The 16,495-nt window shown below is 55.7% G+C and carries 12 protein-coding genes; 3 read left to right on the top strand and 9 right to left on the bottom strand.

Features of this window, described 5'->3' with window-relative positions; genetic code table 11:
- Nucleotide 1: 1 nt before the first annotated feature.
- The 5 genes from AC2FIO_RS06025 to AC2FIO_RS06045 form a co-directional block, all read right to left on the bottom strand.
- Entirely contained in the window at nt 2-1,888 is a 1,887-nt protein-coding gene (locus AC2FIO_RS06025) for a bifunctional sugar phosphate isomerase/epimerase/4-hydroxyphenylpyruvate dioxygenase family protein (protein WP_282118919.1), read from the bottom strand.
- Nucleotides 1,888-3,183 (bottom strand): TRAP transporter large permease, encoded by a 1,296-nt coding sequence (locus AC2FIO_RS06030; protein ID WP_282118918.1) that lies wholly within the window; start codon nt 3,181-3,183, stop codon nt 1,888-1,890. The genes AC2FIO_RS06025 and AC2FIO_RS06030 overlap by 1 nt, the downstream gene beginning before the upstream one ends.
- The gene (locus AC2FIO_RS06035; protein WP_170429693.1) at nt 3,180-3,755 is read right to left on the bottom strand and encodes a TRAP transporter small permease; all 576 of its coding nucleotides are present in this window, start codon (nt 3,753-3,755) and stop codon (nt 3,180-3,182) included. The genes AC2FIO_RS06030 and AC2FIO_RS06035 overlap by 4 nt, the downstream gene beginning before the upstream one ends.
- 30 nt (nt 3,756-3,785) lie before the next feature.
- The gene (gene dctP / locus AC2FIO_RS06040; RefSeq protein WP_282169022.1) at nt 3,786-4,796 is read right to left on the bottom strand and encodes a TRAP transporter substrate-binding protein DctP; all 1,011 of its coding nucleotides are present in this window, start codon (nt 4,794-4,796) and stop codon (nt 3,786-3,788) included.
- Between the two features lie 91 nt (nt 4,797-4,887).
- Entirely contained in the window at nt 4,888-6,189 is a 1,302-nt protein-coding gene (locus tag AC2FIO_RS06045) for a Gfo/Idh/MocA family protein (protein WP_496696298.1), read from the bottom strand.
- Between AC2FIO_RS06045 and AC2FIO_RS06050 the strand changes: the two genes are divergently transcribed.
- On the top strand, nt 6,188-6,841 hold the full coding sequence (locus AC2FIO_RS06050) for a GntR family transcriptional regulator (RefSeq protein ID WP_170385853.1): 654 nt from the start codon (nt 6,188-6,190) through the stop codon (nt 6,839-6,841). The two genes, AC2FIO_RS06045 and AC2FIO_RS06050, sit on opposite strands and share 2 nt — an antisense overlap.
- Nucleotides 6,842-7,062: 221 nt before the next feature.
- Here AC2FIO_RS06050 and AC2FIO_RS06055 read toward each other — a convergent pair whose 3' ends face one another.
- Genes AC2FIO_RS06055 through AC2FIO_RS06070 form a run of 4 tightly spaced genes read right to left on the bottom strand, consistent with a single transcriptional unit; the run spans nt 7,063 to nt 11,442 of the window.
- Nucleotides 7,063-8,184: a calcium:cation antiporter gene (locus tag AC2FIO_RS06055; RefSeq protein ID WP_496696301.1), complete on the bottom strand. Its 1,122-nt coding sequence runs from the start codon at nt 8,182-8,184 to the stop codon at nt 7,063-7,065.
- Nucleotides 8,185-8,198: 14 nt separating this feature from the next.
- Nucleotides 8,199-9,461, bottom strand: coding sequence for an MFS transporter (locus AC2FIO_RS06060; RefSeq protein WP_496696302.1), 1,263 nt, complete (start codon nt 9,459-9,461; stop codon nt 8,199-8,201).
- 55 nt (nt 9,462-9,516) lie between these two features.
- Nucleotides 9,517-10,317 carry an efflux RND transporter periplasmic adaptor subunit gene (locus AC2FIO_RS06065; RefSeq protein ID WP_282118913.1) on the bottom strand — a complete coding sequence of 267 codons (801 nt, stop codon included), beginning with the start codon at nt 10,315-10,317 and terminating at the stop codon, nt 9,517-9,519.
- A 51-nt stretch (nt 10,318-10,368) separates the two neighbouring features.
- Nucleotides 10,369-11,442 carry an alpha/beta hydrolase gene (locus AC2FIO_RS06070; protein ID WP_496696305.1) on the bottom strand — a complete coding sequence of 358 codons (1,074 nt, stop codon included), beginning with the start codon at nt 11,440-11,442 and terminating at the stop codon, nt 10,369-10,371.
- Between the two features lie 112 nt (nt 11,443-11,554).
- Here AC2FIO_RS06070 and AC2FIO_RS06075 point away from each other — a divergent pair, with 112 nt between their 5' ends.
- Both AC2FIO_RS06075 and AC2FIO_RS06080 read left to right on the top strand, forming a co-directional pair.
- Complete coding sequence (locus AC2FIO_RS06075; protein ID WP_496696307.1) at nt 11,555-12,568, top strand: helix-turn-helix transcriptional regulator; 1,014 nt, start codon at nt 11,555-11,557, stop codon at nt 12,566-12,568.
- Between the two features lie 561 nt (nt 12,569-13,129).
- Complete coding sequence (locus AC2FIO_RS06080) at nt 13,130-16,330, top strand: DUF8508 domain-containing protein (protein WP_496696309.1); 3,201 nt, start codon at nt 13,130-13,132, stop codon at nt 16,328-16,330.
- Nucleotides 16,331-16,495 lie beyond the last annotated feature (165 nt).

A 16,495-nucleotide genomic window follows, 5' to 3' on the forward strand; every position in this document is an offset into this window, starting at 1 on the left:
ATTAGGTTGTTCCTTCCGCCACGTGGTGTCGCGTTTGCGCCGCTAATCGAAACGCAGCGTTACGCGCGCCATAGCCGGCGTAAGCAGTTCGGCGCTCAACAATTTCAAAGAAAAAGCCGTTAAAAATGGGGCGACTGTAGATCTGAAAGTACTCGGCACCCGCCGCCTGATCGTAGAGTATGTTATCCCTGCGCATTTGGGCGATCAGGTCTTCACTTAACCCGAATGTCGCTTGCAGATCAGCGTAGTAGTTTTCTGGGATGGACAGACTGGGAAAACCGGACTTCCGCAATTGGGCTGAGGTTTCAAATATGTCGTCCGACTGGAAGGCGATGTGCTGAACACCGGCACCAAAACCGTCTTCAAGGAATGAAGCCGCCAGTGTTCGACGCCCAACTGCACCATTCAGGTTTAAACGCACTTCGCCTTCGGGGCTTTCGATGGCTTGGCTTTGCACAACACCCAACGGGTCGGCAACGTTCACGATCGGGGATTTTGCCATCTCAAAAGTCGAGATGTAATAGAGCAGCCAGCTTTGCATCTCATCGTTACGCATCGTCTGTGCCAGATGGTCGATGCGGCGCAGACCGGCGGGCTGGATCGCTTTGGTCTTGGCGACTGGCTCGAACTCGATATCCCACACCCGATGCAGATCGGATTTCTCATCGATGAAATGGACAACATTGCCACCAACGCCCCGAATGGCCGGGATATCCAGTTCCCCTGTTCCCACCGGCTGTGAGAAATTCGGCGCGCCCAACGCGTTCGCGCGCTGAACCGTCTGATCCGCATCTTTGACACGCAACCCCATATCACAAACGGAAGGGCCGTGACCCAGGAAGGCCGAATGGGCAAAACCTTCCTTTTCGGTATTCACAACGATGTTGATCGCGCCTTGCCGCCACAGCTCGACGGACTTGGCGACGTGTTTTCGCTCCATTCGAAAACACATTGCTGACAGCATATCTGCCAGCTGCGCGCCGCTTGTTTCGTCGGCTGTAAATTCGACGAACTCAAAGCCTGACGCGTAAACGCGTTCCGGCAGGTTCGGGATGCCGAAATCGGTTCCCGGCTCGGTCCGCGACACCTCGTCCAGCAGATTGACCAGCGATCTGTAGCTGTCTCGGGCCAGTGTTCGACCACCCGGTTGCGGGGCCGCTTCGTTGACGCGCGCGATGGACCAGGGCCCCTTGTACCCGGCGCGGGACAACACCCGCACGAAGCCCGCAAGGTTCAGCGATCCCAGACCGGGCAAAAGCCCGAAGTGCCGCTTGAGCCTGCGGATATCCATCTCAAGCCGGGGTGCATCGGACAGTTGCAAATGGAACAACCGCTCTCCGGGAATGTCTCGAAGGCGGGCGGGTTTAGACCCGTCAGCGAGCGAGAAGAATGAGTTCAAAGCCAACCCCAGATGAGGGCTGTCGACAGCTTCAACGACGCCTAACGCCTGTTCATCCGAGTGAATAAGATCTGACCACGGCAAGCCCATATAGGCCAGACGCAATCCCATCTCTTTCGCGATCTGGGCCGCTTCGCCAAGATCTGCGACTACCTGTTCTTCGGTCGCAGCGGCATCGACCTCGAAGGCAGACCCGATAAGCAGTAATTCCGTTCCCAAATCGCTCATCAGGTCGAGTTTACGCTTCAGCCGATCAAAGGCGCGCTCCCGTCCGGCGTCGGCCTGGCCTTCAAGGTTATGGAAGGGTTGTAGCAGGCAAATCTTCAGGCCGAGATCTGATGCAATGTTCCGAATTTGCGATGGCGGCCCGTCAAAAGCGGTCAAATCCGGTTCGTGTAATTCGACACCTCCGAATCCCGCGTCAGCGATAGCACTCAGTTTTTCGGCCAGATCACCGGGGATCGACGTTGTCGAAACCGAGAGGCACATTATCCCTGATATCCAAACATACGCGGCAACCACAGGACCAGATCCGGCATCAGCATCATTATCACCAGGGCGAAGATGAGAACCGCGAGGAAGGCCCAGATTTCGGAGATGATTTCGCGCAGCGGAATGTCCGTCACGGCGTTGATCACAAAGAGTAGAATGCCATAAGGCGGAGTGATCAGGCCGATCATCGAGTTCACGACGACCAGCACTCCGAAATGCACCAGATCAATCCCAAGCGCTTCGCAGGTTGGAATGAACAGGGGCACAATCACGAGGATGATCGTTGTTGCGTCTAACACGCATCCCAACGCAAGGATCAGCAGGTTAACCAGGATCAGGAACACAATCGGGCTTACATCAGAACCCTCCAGCAGCGCCGAGATCGACTGAGGAATTTGCTCCTGAATGACGATGAAGTTCAGAATGAACGCGCCACCAATGACCACCCCGACGGCCGCGGAAGAGCGCGCGCTGTCGACGAACACTTGATAAAGGCCACGGAAGGTCAGTGCGCGGTAGAACAACGCTGCAAGTAGCAGGGCGTAGAACGCAGCCACGGCTGCAGCCTCGGTCGGAGTGGTGACGCCGCCATATATGCCGTACAGCAGGATTGCGGGCATCAGCAGTGCCGGAAACGCGTTGGCGGTTTTAGCCGGCAATTCGCGCAGTGGAACAGGTTCTTCCAATGCAAAGTTCCGCTTTCCGGCCAGATAGTAGTTCATCGCCATGAGGACGAAGCCCATGATCAGGCCCGGCAGAATACCGGCCAGGAACAGCGACCCGATAGAGGCCTTGGAAACGAGCGCGTACAAAACCATCGGAATCGAGGGCGGAATAATAGGGCCGATCGTTGCCGACGCCGCCGTGATTGCAGCTGCGTAGCCTCGGCTGTAGCGGCCATCCTTAGTCATCATCTCAATGATGATCTTGCCGATCCCTGCGGCATCCGCGACAGCCGACCCGGACATACCCGAAAAGATCAGAGACGCTACCACGTTGACGTGCCCGAGGCCGCCCTTGAACCGCCCGACCGCGGCGACGCAGAAGTTCAGCAAGCGGTCGGTGATCGACCCCGCGTTCATTATATTCGCTGCGACGATGAACAAAGGCACGGCAAGCAGGATCGTGCTTTTGTAGAAGCCTTGCAGGATCTTCTCGCCTGCGAGTGCGACGTCCAGTCCGGCTGTGCCCAGATACACCAATGAGGCCAAAAGGATGGAATAGCCGATAGGTGTCCCGATGCCTGCCAGAAGAAAGAGAGCGAGCAGGCAGGAAAGAAGTTCAAAACTCATTTCTTAACTTCCTCGTCCTCTTCGACGTCGACACGGGGATGGTCGTCAACCACGTTGTACCCAACAACCAGTTCCAACTCTGTCTTTGGGGGGCCATTGCGCATGACGTCGAAGAATAGCCACGCGTAGCGCGCTGCGACGACCAACATGAATACCGCATAAATCGAGAATACTGTGCGCAAAGGTATCTTCTCGCCGGAAAACGGATTGCGGACAGTCGATGTCTTGCGAATTTTCATCCAATCGATGTAGTCCCACGTCGGAAGGAAGCTGTAGAGCATACCGACCACGATCGCTGCGGCCGCCAGCATCGCAAAGACCTGCCGCACGCGCATCGGCACGGAAAGGTAGATGATGTCGAACTTCACGTGATCACGTTCACGCACTATGAAAGCGCAACTGAAGAAGATCACCCAGACCCACAGAATGCCGATAAGTTCAAGCGTCCATCCGGCGGGGGTAAAGAAGTAGCGCAAGAGTATTTGCAATAGAAAGATCAAGAAGATTGCCGCCAGCATCCCGCCGGCAATCGCTTCGGTCAGTCGGGAGAACCCCTTCATAAAGGCTTTCATTATGGTTCTCCCTCCCTTGTCTTACTGGGCTCAGTTGCCCAGAGCGTTGATCTGATCCAGAACGCCCTCAGGCCACGAGCCAGCGAACTCGCTGTCCAGATACATAGACTGTACCTGATCGCGGAACGCCGCGAGATCGGGTTCGTAGATCGCCATGCCTTGCTCTTTCAGGAAGCTGACAAGATCCTCTTCTTTCTGAAGTTGCTTCTGACGGCCTGATTCAGCTGCAGCATCCGCAGCTTCCTGAACCTTAGCCTGCTGTTCCGGTGTCAGCCCGTCCCAAACCTCTTTGCCGATGGCGATATAGTTCAAGTCGACCAAGTGCGATGTTAGGATGATCTGATTGGTCACTTCGTAGAATTTGGCATCAACCACGGTCGGCAACGGGTTGTCCTGACCGTCAACGGCACCAGTCGACAATGCCGTATAGACTTCAGAGAATGCCATTGGTGTCGGGGCGGCACCCAGCGCTTTGCCAAGGAACTGCCACGCATCGGTGCCCGGCATCCGCAGGTTCACACCCTCCAGATCAGCCGGAGTGCTGACGGTCAGTTCATCCTTGGGTTGGCGCAGGTTCACCTGACGACGGCCCAGATACATGACCGACAGCAGTTTGACGCCCAGTTCTTCTTCGGCCTTTTGCTTAAAGGCATCCATCAAGGGGTCGTTGAAAACGGCCACCTGATGCGCCGCGTCCTGATGCACGTAGCCTGCGGTAAAGATCGAAAACTCGGGGAAGAACTGTGCCAGTTCCTGCGCCGAAGTGATCGACATTTCCAAGTTGCCTCGGCTGAGGGCGTCCAACTCGGTGCCCTGAGCGAAGATGGTACCGTTATAGCTGGGTTCATAGCTTGCGAAATCGGCGACCATGGGCGCGAAAACCTCGGCCATTGCGACCGAACGCTGATCGGTCTCCGATCCTGATGTTGCGAGGCGTAGTTGTACTTTGTCTTCCGCCAGCGCACCACTTGTTGCGCTAAACAGAACACCGGTTGCGACCAGGGCTGATACAGCAGCCCGGCGGGTAAGTTTGGTAATCACTTTGCTCCTCCCTGAGACATCATGATGCTTCTTTTTTGCGATTCAGAGTTTTGACCTATTTTGGACATTTTGCAAGATGTTTTGCAAAATATCAGATATTTTTCATTACCTGCAATCTCTGTTGCTGCGTTTCCTGAAGGTTTCTTATCCTGACAGTCTCGCCAGTTCTGCAAGAATTCTGAATAGCTTCAATAACTTGAAGCGTTCTGAACCCTTCCCATCCAGACACAATCGGCACTGCTTCGTGCCGAGCTACTTCAACAAAGTGCCTGAGCTGATTGACCAGAGGGTCAGACGCACCCTTCTTCAGCGCGGTCGATGAAATAGGTGTCCACCAGTCCCTTTGCTCACTCTGGTAACTCCACAATCGAAGATCGGGAACAGACAACGAACCATGAGAGCCACCTATCATATAGCTACTCTCAGTGATTGAAGGATAGATTGGATATTCTTGAGACGTCATTTCCCAGCTCCATGGAGCAACGATGCTGTCGGACACACTTATGGTCCCTATCGCTCCGCTTTCGAACGTCAATAGAGCACCGGCAACATCTTCGTTGTCGTAACCCCGCTGCGATGCAGCCGACTGAGCCTGTACGGTCATGACTTCTCCGGCCAGGTACCGCAGCAGATCCACATCGTGGACAAGATTTACCGAGATGGGCCCTGCACCGGGTTTCTTTCTCCAAGGCGCAGCATCAAAATACTCGTCTGGTTTATAGAACCAGCAATTCGCATGGACAGCGCGCACATCTCCAATCTTCCCATCGGCAATGGCTTCCTTAGCCGACCGGATCAGAGGATTGTGTCGACGATGATGTCCGACCATCAGTGGCACATTGGCCTTCTCCGCTGCTTGAACAAGCTCAAGCGCAGCGGTGGCTTCTACGGCGATCGGTTTCTCGACAAGAACGGGACAGCCATGTCGAACACAGGTTAGGCCTTGATCAACATGAAGCGTGGTCGGGGTCGCAAGAACAGCTCCGTCCGGAGTTTGATTTGCAAACATTTCCTCGAGGGTCGCGTAACATGCGACCCCGTGCTCAACGGCGTAGGCACGACCTTCATCGCTGGGGTCGACCACCGCGACGAGATCAACATGGCGCAACGCTCGGATAGCGTCTGCGTGGCGGCGTCCAACAAGACCAATGCCGACAATGGCAATGCGAAAATTCTTAGACACTTTGCTTCCTTCCGGAGGGTCCGGAAAATCCCGAAACCGATGATTGCGATCGGGCTGCTTTGCCCAACTTGGCCACGACCGTATTGGGGTTTTCGCGATTCCGCAATAATGTATGATATTTTTATTTTTACCATACATCAGTTTGGATTGCTGATGTCTCTGAAAAATGCTAATTGAACGAGGAAACTGATAATATCGGGTGAAACGCATGGCGAAACAGCCGTCTACGATAGGTGCAAGTACCTATCAGCGCATCAAGCGGGACATCATCTTCGGGGAGTTGCAGCCTGGCTCCAAACTGAAGCTGGACGCCTTGAAGGAACGCTACTCGGCAAGCCTTTCGACACTTCGTGAAACGCTGAACAGGCTCGCCAGCGACGGATTTGTCGAAGCTCCTGAGCAACGGGGGTTCCTGGTTACACCGGTCTCCCGTGAAGACCTGATCGAGATATCAGAGCTGCGTGTCCTGTTGGAATGCCACGCGTTGGAGTTATCCATCGAGAATGGTGACACGGATTGGGAGGGGAACCTCGTCGCCGCGCATCATAAGCTGCATTTGATGGAGCAGCGGCTTCTCAAAGGAGATGACTCTGAGAAAGAAACCTGGAAGAGGTACGACTCGGAGTTTCATCAAGCAATGATAGCAGCCTGCAACTCCAAGAATCTTCTATCCCTTCACTCAATCATCTATGACAAATATCTTCGCTACCAGATGCTCGTACTGACCTATCGAGGTGAGGTAGCAGCCAAAGAACACAAACACATGTTCGATGCCGCATTGGCCAGAGACGCGAATATGGCCAAGAAACTGTTGGAAGATCACATCCGAAACGGCCTCACCCACACGTTGGAGGCTATGTAAGGCGGCATGCTGATTGCGTGCTTCGACGTTTTCAGGTCGATTTGGCAGGGAATAACTCATAATTCTACATCTAAATCGAGAAGTTTGTGAACGGCCCAAAGCGGACCTTCACGCGTCGGGCAGTGAAGGTCCGAATTAGCAATATTAAACTCGGTCTGGTGCAAGAAGCCGCCAGTGAGGGGCTGCCTTTTGAGCTCACCCAACGCAACTTAAACCTACGGTCATGAGTCAAATATCAGGAACACATAGGTCATAAAGGCGGCCAGATGCACGACACCCTGAAGCGCGTTGGTGCGGGTTCCGACAAAGGTCAGGATGCTGATCCCTATTGTCAGGGCCAGGAGGACGATTTCCGCGCCGCCGAGCCCAAGTTCGATGGGAAGCGCAACAAAATGTGCCGCGATCAGCACAGCGGGCACTGTTAGGCCAATGGTTGCCAAAGCCGACCCCAGACAGATGTTCACGGCCCGTTGCAGTTTGTTGGCCCGCGCAGCGTCCAGCGCGGCGAGGGCTTCGGGTGTCAGGATCATGGCGGCAACCAGAAAGCCACCCAACGCGACAGGTGCGCCAAATTCCAGCAATTTGAAATCGACAAACAGCGCCAGTTTTTTGGACATCAAAACCAGGGGCAACATCGCCAGCACCAACCAAAGAACATGGAAACCGATGCTTTTGGTTTCCAGATGATGCGCATCCGAGCCACCGGTTGTTGGCAGGTCTTCCCCAGGCTGTCGAAAAATCTCGGGTTTGCCGGCGGTTTGGTAGACGAGGAAAATCCCATAGAGCACCACGGACATGGCGATCATGAAGACAGTTTGCAGAGCCGACAGACCACCGCCCGGGGCGGATGTGGTGAAGCTTGGCAAGACGAGGCTGACGATGGCCACTGGCAACAGCACCACAAGGTAGGCATTAGCACCCGAGAGGTTGAACACCTGCAGCCCGTGCCGCAGCCCCCCAATCAGCAGGCTGAGACCAACCAATCCGTTCATGACAATCATCAACACGGAAAACATAGTGTCCCGAGCCAGTGTCGGGTTGTTGTCCCCGGTCAGCATAACAGCTGTGATCAGAGCCACTTCGATGCCGATCACCGACAATGTCAGGATCAATGTGCCATAAGGCTCGCCAAAGATGACGGCCAAGCACTCGGCGTGGTGCACCACGCGGAAGACCGCGGACAGCATCACCCCAAAAATACCGCCCAGCAGTAGCCAGGACATGCTGGAACCCATGGCCGTTGGCTTGATGAGGTCGCCGGCGAGGGTCATGGCAAAAAATACGACCCAGATGAGCAGAGTGGCTTTTTCTGCCCGAAAGAGGTTTGTGGAGGGGGTGGTCATGGTGGTCTCCTACCTTACCGTTTCTGGGTGGGGACGGATTTGAGGCTGGTGGTTTCGGTCGCCTTAAAGTGGGTTTGTTCCGCTCTGGCAGCCGGGGCCACTGTTTTGATCCTGAATGCGGTGAAGCCCGCGAAGGCGGCCATCGCAAACACAAGCATCCAGCCCATGACCGCATCGCCAAGTACCGCCGAAAGCGCGCTGGTTATGAGAGGGCCTGCAATGCCGCCGATAGTGAAGACAAACAGCATTGTGACAGCACTGGACGCGACATAGACGGGCACAGTGCGGTCCATCGCGTGAGCCAAAAGCAGCGAGTAGAGGGTGAGCATCGATCCGCCCAGGAGGATCAATCCGGCGAGCATTGCAATGTAAAGTGGTGTGCCCACGATGGCGGAGTGGCGCACACCGTCGCCAGTGGCGAAAATGGCGAAGGCCGCAAGGGCGCCGGTTGCGACTGTCGCCGTCACTACAATGACGCGGCGCCGATCCATGCGGTCTGACACAAATCCAAGCGGATAGAGAAACAGGATACGCCCGACGTAAATAGCAGCGATGCCAATAGCCACATCCGTGGCATCAATGCCAATGACAGCCGCCCGATACGGCACAACATTCATGAACACTGTGGACACGATACCAACGGTGAGCGCGCCGAGAGCGGCAGTGGGCGCGTCTTGAAACAGCGCCTTGAAGCGTACATTCGCCCGTTCTTTGCCCTCGGGCGGCGTGCTGGGCGTCGCGGCGATCACCACAATTGCCAGACAGTAGAGCAAGGACATCAGCACAAAAGACTGATTCAGGTCGTCGGGTGAAACGATGACGAGAACCTGACTGAGAACCGACATCAACCCGAGGATAATGGCAAACACGGCAAGCAACCGGCCCCGCGATTTTTCGTCGACGGTTTCGCTGATCCAGGCGTCACCGATGGCAAAAAGGCCTGCGGTTGCAACGCCGGTCATCAGGCGCACGATTAGCAGCGTGGGCTCGTTGTCAGTAACGGAAAACAGCAGGGCGGCAGCGGTACATATGGCCGCCGCCGCAGAAAATGCACGAATATGTCCAATGCTGGTGATCCAGCCTGCAATGTAGAAACAGCCGATCAGGAATCCCAACGAGTAAGCAGCGGGCGCCAGCGCGGCGATTTCCTGAGACGCGCCGGTTTGGGCAAAATAGAGCGCGACGATGGTGCCCGATGCCGCAGTCACCAACTGTATCGCCGCGACCGCGATAAACAGGTATTTCAGGGTATGGATTTGATCGCTGAACCGGGCCATGGAACTGCTCCAGGAAAGAGAGGGAAAGTGGACCGCGCCTGACGCGCGACCTGTTTTAGTTTGGTAATCTGACTTTGACTTCGACGTTCAAGCCGGGAATGAGGCCGCGCTCAAGATTTGGGATTTCCGCCCAGATGCGGAGGGTTTCGTCCGCAACCAGCACGCTTTCAGAAAAAAGCACACGGCCACCCTGTGCCAGTGGCTGAACGTCACCTGGCAAATGCAAGTCGACCTGAAAGCGCTCCATCAGAGCACTCAGGCCCTCTGGCGTCGACTGGTCCAGCGCGATCAGGGATTTGTACGGCATTCCGTACACAACTCGGACCGTGTCTGTGTGCACAATCTGCGCCAGCGCTTGACCGTTTTCTGTGTCCAGATAGGTGCCCACCTGTTTGCGGGCGAGCCCAATTTGCCCCGAAATCGGCGCCCTGATCTGTGTCGAAGCCAGCTCAAGCTCTGCCAATGCACGGTGCGCCTGCGCCTCTTGCAACGCCACCTTGGCCAGTATCAGCCGGTCCATAGCGTCTTGAACGGCCTGTTCGGAAACCACATCGCGCGTGCCAAGTTTCGCCTGCCGTCGCGCCTCGGCCTCCGCTGTTGCCAATTCGGCCTCACGACGGTTTTCGACCGCACGGCTTGCGGCGAGCTTTTGTTCGTAAGCCGGGGCCGCAATTTCAAACAGCAATTGGCCTTTCTCCACCGTATCGCCCGGCTTGAAATGCACCGCCGCGAGGATGCCGCGCACCGAATTGGCCACAAGGGCGCTCTCACTGGCCTCTATCCGTCCGGCAAATGTCTCTGCGGCGAGCATGTTGGTGAAGTCTTTCACAGGCTCTGCGTGGGCACTGTGTGTCATCAGAAGACCCAACAGCAGAAGTGGGAGTTTTGCAAAACCAGTCATGGTTAGTCACTCCAGATGAAGGTCAAAGAAGGTGTTGAGCTCACGCCAAGCGTCATGAGTCTCCGGCGCGTTCACGAAGAAACCTGCCATGTAGTCGCCGTGTGACTGGCCGTCGTAGACATGCAGATCGGCGGCAACCCCGGCGGCGCGCAGGGCGCGGTGCATGCGCACCGTATCGCTTAGCAACAGGTCGCGTGTGCCGGTCAGAAGAACCGTCGGCGGTAGGTTGTCCAGATTGGCATAGATCGGGGACAGTCGCGGATCGGTGCGGTCGGTACCGTCTGCATAAATGTCAAACGTGCCTTCAATCACACCCTCGCGGGCGCCAAGCGGATCAAGACCCTGCAACGTGACCCAGCTGTCCGACGTCTGCGCCAGATCCACAGCGGGCGTGCCTGCCATAATGGCTCCAGGCAATGGGGTACCCATGTCGCGCAGTTGTAAAACCGTCGACAACACCAGGTTGCCCCCCGCAGAGGTGCCAAACATCGCAGCTTTGGCTGGATCATGGTCCTTGATAACTTGCTGCCACACGGCGATCACATCATCTGTTGCGGCAGGAAACGGATGCAGCGGTGGGCGGCGATAGTCGACAGACACCACCTCAACACCCAAACCATGCGCCATCCAGATCGCTTCGGCCATGGCGGCCTCACCACCATTAAAGACAAAGGCCCCGCCATGCACATGCACAAAAACGGTGTCCGCCCACCGGGGATCAATGGTGGTTGGCGTGACACGGTAGGTGGTCACCCCCGCCACGTTCTCGATGGCGAATTGAGCGCCGGTCATCTCAAGCAAACGTGCGACCCCTTGCAGGGAGGCAGCGTCAAACTCAGCTTGCAACGCAAGCCATTGCTCGGTGGAGGATGGGGTATCGGCATGCGCACCAACTTGACGGCTTTCGATGAGCCCGGCCAATTCCGGGGACACGCCCGCAGGAACCGGTGCGGTCCGCGCCGCCATTGGCAGACCTTCAATCACGGGTTTTGCGCTGTCTGCGGTGGCGACCGCAGGCACCGAAAGAGCTGCAATCAGTGCGCTTGTCAGAACAACTTTCAGGACGGAACGGCGTTTCATGTTTGGTCTCCAACTTTCAGTTTGGGTCATTCCTTTTGCTAAACTGGAGGTAATTTGCGGGGGGAGGCCGCGCCACTTCCAAAAGTGATCATTTCACGACAAACTGTCCGTCATGGACACGGTTTTGCAAAGCACCTTGGCGTTTCGCCCCGCGCTTCAAGGGCTTGACCAAATTGCATCGCCGCGGGTGTCCGAACATGCGCTGAAAGAAGCCGGGCTGTCGCGAGCGGTAATGGAAGACCCGACGGTGTTCCTCCCCTATCGGCTTCAGGCGCGGTTCATGCAAGCCGCCAGCCTGAAGATCTCCGAAAAACACATCGGTGCCTATATCACGCAAGACTTCCACTACGCCTCCTTTGGGGCCTACGCAGACTATGTGCTCGGCGCGCCGAAACTGGATGCGGCCCTGGCGCGGGCCGAAAAAATCTTGCCGTTCCTGCAACGGGGGTCAGTTATGCGCACCCGCGTGGTTGGCGATCATTTTGTGCTTGGGTTTGATGCCATGCTTGGCGGAATCGCCGGGGCAAATTTGATCGATCAGGACCTGCCATTTGTGCTGCAGTCTGTGGTGCGCGAGTTCTGTGGACGCCGCTGGCGGCCGAGCTGGGTGGAGATGCCAGAGGTGCACCGAGGCACCGAAACCGCGCTGCAGTACATCTACAATGCAGAGGTGCGCGTGGGGGGATCCGCTGCCAGCATTGCGATCCCTCTGTCAGAAATTGAAAGCCCTAATCCGCGGACAACCGATGAGAGGCTGGCGATGACGTTGGCAGGCATCCGCGATGTGCGGTCGCGGCAAACGCCCTCAACCACCAAAGAGGTGGTTGGGAACGCCTTGCGCGCGCAACTCGCCATGGGGCACGCCGACATCGAAACGGTGGCGGCCACATTGGGTGTCAGCGTACGCAAGCTGCAACGGCAACTCACTGCGGAGAACACCAATTTCAAAGAGATCCGTGTGACTGAACAGACAGATCGAGCCAGGTCGCTGCTGTCGGGCACTGACCTTTCTGTCGCGGAGGTTGCCTTCAATCTTGGGTTCAGCGAGGTCAACAGCTTCCGCCGCACATTTGCCAGCTGGTTTGGAATTTCACCATCTAAGTTTCGCAAATTGAGCGGTACGTAGGTAGCAAGGCCTCAATGGAGCGGACACTGGCGCAATGCACAGCGAAGGTTCAGTTTCCGTCCGATCCCGCGTAAGTCGTATGACCGGCGAACTCGCTAACGTCCAAAATGTCAAAAGCAGAACAGTGAGGCACAATACTGGACTCAAACCAATTTCCGAACACTACCCATTGACCACATTTCCTTTATTTTGTTAATTTTCAATATGTTGACGAAAATCCTACCATCCCAGCCATAAATTTCCTTTTACCGTCTGATATAAGTCGCAGCTCGTCCGGCTAGAAATCCATCGCTTGTCAGGTGGGATCACGATTTCGTTCGTCACAGGCCGTTTTGTGCCGCCAGTTACGGCGGAAAACCCTGACCTCAGGTGACAGATGGTTGGACAGCCGAGCACGGATGAAAAGGATGCCGCGTTTTCAGGCGGCAAAGCTCTGCCGTATTAGGCCTGCTCCGTACAACCAATTAACTAACATCGTCAGGTTAAGCTACCTTAGGTTGTATTGAGGCGAGTCGCATATCGACCCGCCATACATTCACCAGATCAAAAAGCGAGGCTCACATGGTTACTACATTGGCTGCGGGTGATATTGCGTTTACTGGGTTCAATTCCGACAACCCCGACGAGTTCACATTTGTTGCTTTGACCGACATCGAGGCAGGAACCGAGATCAACTTCACTGATAACGGTTGGTTTGCAGCCGGCGGATTCCGCAGCAGTGAGGGTATATTCGTCTGGACGGCACCTGCGAACATCGCTGCGGGTACAGTGATAAACCCCGCATTTACCGGGCCAAACTTTTCGGCCAGCGGCGATCAGATCCACGCGTATCAGGGTGATGACGACACGCCCAGTTTTGTCGCATCGGTTCATTTCAATGAAGACGGATATGAGGCTGACGCAACATCGTCGAATACGTCTGCACTGCCCTCGGGGCTGACAGTCGGCACCAGCGCAATCGCCCTCACCGAAACCGATAACGGTGTTTATTCCGGCCCGCTTACCGGTACCAAAGCTGAATTGCAGGCCGCCATTAACGATCCCGCCAACTGGACGACCGACAATTCCAGAATTGAAGATGTTGAGCCTGCAGGCTTTAAGGTCACGGATGCCGCGCCTTCACCATCGGTCATCATAAATGATCTGGACCTGGCGGCCGATGAAGGGGGCATGGCGGATAGTTATGAAGTCACGTTGTCTGTCGCGCCCGAGCAACCCGTCACGATCACCATAGCCGCAGGAGCTGATCTTGACGTTGCACCAACCGAATTGGTTTTTGACGCGACCAATTTTGATCAGCCACAACAGGTCATAGTCACGGCCGTTGACGACGATCTGCCCGAAGCAGCCGAGGTCGCGGACATTCAGCACACGGTAACCTCGGGCGATCCCGCCTTTGACGGTATTCTGGCCCCTGTTGTCGAGGTATCCATCTCGGCCAGCGACATCGAAATAGTGTCAATCTATGAAATACAGGGCTCAGGCCATGTGTCTGAATTTGTTCTGGCAGATGGACAAACGGTTGCCGAATTCTTCGAGGACTTGCCTGCCGGCCCATCAAACGTTCTGGGCGATATGGTTTCAACCAGTGGCATCGTCACTGCGGTAGATTCCAACGGATTCTATCTTCAGGATCCGGAAGGCGACGGAAACGATGCGACCTCGGACGCGATTTTCGTGTTCACCGGATCAAGCCCTATAGTGTCAGTAGGTGACGCCATTTCCGTGGGCGGAACCGTTGCCGAATTCTTTCCTGGCGGCACTGGCAGTGGCAACCTGCCGACCACCCAACTGACCAATGTTTTTGACCTCGAGGTGCAGTCATCGGGCAATGCGCTGCCCGAAGCGGTTCTGATTGGCAATGATCCGGGTGAGCGAGCGGTGCCCAACCAAAGCATCGACGATGATGCGTTTGCCTCATTCGATCCAACCCAGGATGGCATCGACTTCTTCGAAAGCCTGGAAGGGATGCGCGTGACTGCAACGGATTTGCAAGCCGTCAGCGGAACCAGCCGGTTCGGTGAAATCTTTGCGGTTGCCGATCAGGGCAGTGGCGCAACCGGTCTTTCTGAGCGTGGCACGCTCAATATCTCACCAGATGACTTCAATCCTGAGAAAATCCAGATCGACGAAGACAGTGGAATTTTCGATTTCGACTTTCCCACGGTGAATGTCGGCGATCACCTTGGCGACGTCACGGGTGTGGTGGGCTATAGTTTCGGAAATTACGAAATCCTGCCGACCGAGGATTTTACACCGAATATCCAGTCAGCAGGGTTGGAACAGGAAACGACCACCCTCGCCGGTTCAAGCAACGAGCTGACGATTGCCACATACAATGTTCTTAATCTCGACCCCAATGATGGCGACGGCGACCAAGATGTCGCCGACGGTCGGTTTGCCGCCATTGCCGAGCAGATCACCAATAACCTCAACAGCCCGGACATCATTGGTCTGCAAGAGGTGCAGGACAATTCGGGCTCGGACGATGACGGAACCGTTTCGGCGTCGGAAACCCTGGCGGAACTGGCCGCGGCTATTCTGGCGGCGGGTGGTCCGGCTTATGAGGTGATCGACAACCCCTTTATCGGGGACGGAACATCCGGGGGTCAGCCCGGCGGCAACATCCGAACCGCCTTTCTCTACAATCCTGATCGTGTCTCGTTAGTGGAAGGATCCGTGCAGACCATCAGTGGGCAAGGTGAAGGCGAGGCCTTTGAGGGCGCACGATTGCCGTTGGTCGCAGATTTTGTTTTCAACGGTGAAACCGTCACGGTGGTCAACAATCACTTTTCATCCAAAGGTGGTTCTGCGCCTATTCTGGGAACCGAACAGGACTTTGCCGCTCGCCAAGTAGACGTTGATGTGAACGGCAGTCTGGATGAGCGCCAGGCCCAGAGCCAGGCTGTTCAGGATTTTGTTAACGGACTGGGTGATGGTGCTAATACGGTTGTGTTGGGTGACTTCAACGAGTTTGAATTTGTCTCACCCGTAGCCGGCCTTGAGGCCAATACCGACCTCGTCAACCTGACAAACGACATCCCGGAAGACGAACGCTATAGCTTTGAGTTTCAGGGCAACAGCCAGTCGTTGGATCATATTCTGGTGTCCGAGGATCTGCATTCCGGCGCACAGGTTGACATCGTCCACGTCAATTCAGAGTTCGCCGCAACCAGCGGGCGCGCCTCGGATCACGATCCCATGGTGGCAAGCCTGTTCATTCCAGAAACTCAGAGTTTGGCGGTTGAGTTCGAGGCCGGTCGCTGGTTCAAAACCAAAGCCTTTGAGAGCATCGATGGCGAAGTCGTGGATGTCGACAAGCTTGGTCCGGTTCGGAACAGCCTGACGTTTTCGGATGTGGGTATCAAGGTAGATGCGGTCGATCCGACCGATTTTGAACTGGTCGCGATCAAGCATGGGGCGATTGGCGTGTTCTCATTCGACGACTCGTTGTTTAGCCGCGATGCTGCATCGGTTGACGGTGACGAAAGCCTCAGAATTGCGCTGGAAGACACGGACCTAGAAGCGGTGGAATTCATCTTTAGCTTTGGCGACAGTCACGGCAGCGGTGACGTCGAGGTTGCCTTCTACGATGACGGTGTTCTTGTCGGCACCATGGTGGCGGATGCCGACGACGGTGATTTCTCGGGCTCACTCGGGCGCAAAACCTTTGATGCGGTAGAGCTGTCAGCGATCGACGACACCATGTTTACAGTCGACGAATTCTCGTTCGAGGTGATCGACCAAAACTTGATTGCGTAAGACAATGCCACACGGGGTCACCCCTGTACCACCGTGTGGCATACCACTGCCGGATCCAACCGCATCGCGAACACCAAAGAACTCGAACAGAGAATTTTAGCCTAAGTGATTTAGTGAACGTGGTGGGTTGCGAAAAAAAGCCTGGCTGCTGAACCGTGCAGGTTT

The organism is Ruegeria sp. CDSB086, from assembly GCF_059611065.1.